At 73.4% G+C, this 2,771-nt stretch carries 3 protein-coding genes; 1 reads left to right on the top strand and 2 read right to left on the bottom strand.

The window, feature by feature from the left end; all coding sequences use genetic code 11:
* Positions 1-186 precede the first annotated feature (186 nt).
* Positions 187-582, bottom strand: a complete 396-nt coding sequence (locus AB0H87_RS40235) for a MerR family transcriptional regulator (protein WP_360158607.1) — start codon at positions 580-582, stop codon at positions 187-189.
* Positions 583-634: 52 nt separating this feature from the next.
* Here AB0H87_RS40235 and AB0H87_RS40240 point away from each other — a divergent pair, with 52 nt between their 5' ends.
* Entirely contained in the window at positions 635-1,621 is a 987-nt protein-coding gene (locus tag AB0H87_RS40240) for an aldo/keto reductase (protein WP_360158610.1), read from the top strand.
* A gap of 6 nt (positions 1,622-1,627) precedes the next feature.
* On the opposite strand, the gene AB0H87_RS40245 is transcribed toward AB0H87_RS40240, so the two are convergent.
* Positions 1,628-2,771: cupin domain-containing protein (locus tag AB0H87_RS40245; protein ID WP_360158613.1), on the bottom strand; the 1,144-nt coding region annotated here is incomplete at its 5' end.

Genomic DNA, 2,771 nt, shown 5'->3' on the forward strand with positions numbered 1-2,771 from the left:
ACCAGGTCAGCACATCGGTCGACTCGAGCACCGCCGCCGGCAGACCCTGGTCGGGTGAGTCCAATGTGGTGCACCGCACTGCAGATCCGGCCACCGCTCGGCAGCGCGCGGATCGGCCGCACGGAACGCCGCGGGCACCTGCTGCGCGCGGCGGTCGACGCGGGCCGGCAGGCGGCGTGGGACGAGCTAAGCGCCGCCCACAGCCTCACGCCGAGCTGACGCCGCCACCGCGCGCTCGTAGTAGCGGATCTTCTCCTGCAGGTGGTCGTGCTGCTGGTCGAGGAGGCGCATCTGCTCCTGTACGCGCACCGCGTGCTCCCGCAGCAGCGCCAGGCGCTCGGTCTCCGTGTCGGCGCCGGCGCGGCACATCTCCGCGTACGCGCACATCTGGGCGATCGGCATGCCGGTGTCCCGCAGGCACCGCAGCACGCCCAGCCACTCGAGGTCGTCGTCGGTGAAGGCCCGCCGGCCCGCACTGGTGCGGTCGATGCCGGCGAGCAGCCCGATCTTCTCGTAGTAGCGCAGCGTGTCCAATGTGAACCCGCTGCGCCGCGACGTCTCCGCCGGGGTGTAGACGGTCATCCACGAAACATACCTTGACCTGGAGTGCACTCCAGGCCGCAGGCTGGACGCCATGACGACGACACGAGTCTTGGGACGCAGCGGCATCGAGGTCTCCGCGATCGGCATGGGGTGCTGGGCGATCGGCGGTCCGTTCTTCGGTGGCGACGGCGAACCCTACGGGTGGGGCGAGGTCGACGACGACGAGTCGGTCCGCACGGTGCACCAGGCACTGGACCTCGGCGTGACCTTCTTCGACACGTCCAGCAACTACGGCGCCGGGCACAGCGAGCGCGTCCTGGGCCGGGCGCTGGCCGGCCGGCGGGACCAGGTGGTGATCGCCAGCAAGTGGGGCTACACGTTCGACGAGTCACGCCGGCTCATGCTCGGCACCGACGGCTCGGTGGACTACCTGGTCCGCTGTCTCGACGGGGTCCTCGACCGGCTCGGCACCGACTACCTCGACCTCTACCAGCTGCACCTGGGCGACCTGCCGGTGGCCGACGCGCTGGCCATGGTGGAGACCCTCGAAGACCTGGTGGCCAAGGGCCGGATCCGGGCGTACGGGTGGAGCACCGACGACCCGGCCCGGGCGGAGGCCTTCGCCAAGGCGGGCACCCACTGCGCGGCGATCCAGCACGACATGTCGGTGCTCAACGACAACGCCGACATGATCGCGGTGTGCGAGGCGCAGGACCTGGCGAGCCTGGCCCGCGGCCCGCTGGCGATGGGCCTGCTGACCGGCAAGTACCACGGCCGCACGACGGCGCTGGCCGCCGACGACGTGCGTACGCTGTCGCCGGACTGGCTGCCCTGGTTCGACAACGGCGTCGCGACGCCGGAGTGGGCGGACCGGGTCGACCGCCTCCGGGCGGCCCTGACCGCGGACGGCCGCACGCTCGCCCAGGGGGCGCTCGGCTGGCTGATGGCCCGCAGCCCGTCCATCGTCTCGATCCCGGGCGCACGGACACCCGCCCAGGCGATGGAGAACTTCGCCACGCTGGAGAAGGGCGCCCTGCCGGCCGACGCGATGGCGGAGATCGACCGCCTCACCCCTTAGCGGGTCCTAGGCGCTGTGCGGCACCGCGATGGCCTCGCGGAGGAGGCGGCGGGCCAGGACCAGGCGGGACTCATCGTCGTCCAGGCCCGGCAGGTCGGCCACGCGGGTCACCGTGCCGTCCAGGAACGCGCGCAGCGCCGGCGCACAACCCGTCGGGAACGTCACCGAGCGGTCGAAGACGCGCAGCCGGATCTGGTCCTCGTCCTGCGGTTCCAGGCGCCAGCGCAGCCCGGCGCGCGGGACGATCCGGTCCTGCGCGGTCAGCGCCGACACCGCCGCCGCCTGGGCCATCGGGCGCAGGGGCGCCGGGCGCGCGGCCGGCCACGAACGCCGCCGCAGCCGTTCCGCCACCGCGACCGGGGACGCCGTCTCCAGCCAGGAGCGCAGCGCCGCCACGGTCTCGGTCAGTTCCGGCCCCAGCTGGTCCGGGTCGCTCACGTCCAGCGCGAAGGGCAGGGTCGAGCGGAGCCGGGGCGACTCCGCCGCCTCGGCCAGCAGCGCCTCGACCAGGGCGTACCGCGTCAGCGCGCGGACGCCGACCGTCAGGTGCAGCGACGAGTCGTCCTGTGCCGCCGCGCTGTGCAGCCAGCCGCGCGGCAGGTACAGGGCGTCGCCCGGCGACAGGACCACGTCCAGCGCCGGCTCCCCCGCCGCCGTCGCCGAGACCTCGTCCGCCCGGCCGCCCCAGGTCTGCCGCTCCAGCGGCGCGTCGAGGACCGGCGCGTGGATCTTCCACCGCTTCCGGCCGTCGACCTGCAGCACGAAGACGTCGTGGGTGTCGTAGTGGGTGGCGAAGCCCTGGTTGCCCGGCGGCGTCAGGTAGGCGTTGATCTGCAAGGGCTGGCCGAGGGCCGCGCCCAGCTCGCCGGCGAAGTCGATCAGCGGCGGCCACGTCCGGTGCAGGGCCTGCAGGACCAGGGTCGCGCCGTCGGCGTACAAGCTGAGGATCTTCTCGTCCAGGACCTGGTCGTCGATCTCGGCACCCGAACCGCCGCCGCCGGTGTAGCGGCCAGGGGCCACCAACGCGCCGTCCTTGGCGACGCGCAGGAACGGCGTGCGCAGGCCCCGCCGGCTCAGCAGTTCGTCCGCGTCCGACGGGGAGAGCAGGTCCACGAAGCCGGCGGGGCCGGCCAGCTCCGACGCGCGTGAC

The sequence above is a fragment of the Asanoa sp. NPDC050611 genome (genome assembly GCF_040654855.1).
Lineage (GTDB): Bacteria > Actinomycetota > Actinomycetes > Mycobacteriales > Micromonosporaceae > Asanoa.

Excerpts from the sequence above, each read along its gene's own strand:
- AB0H87_RS40240 (WP_360158610.1), top strand. The coding sequence starts at position 635 with ATGACGACGACACGAGTCTTGGGACGCAGCGGCATCGAGGTCTCCGCG.
- AB0H87_RS40235 (WP_360158607.1), bottom strand. The coding sequence starts at position 582 with ATGACCGTCTACACCCCGGCGGAGACGTCGCGGCGCAGCGGGTTCACA.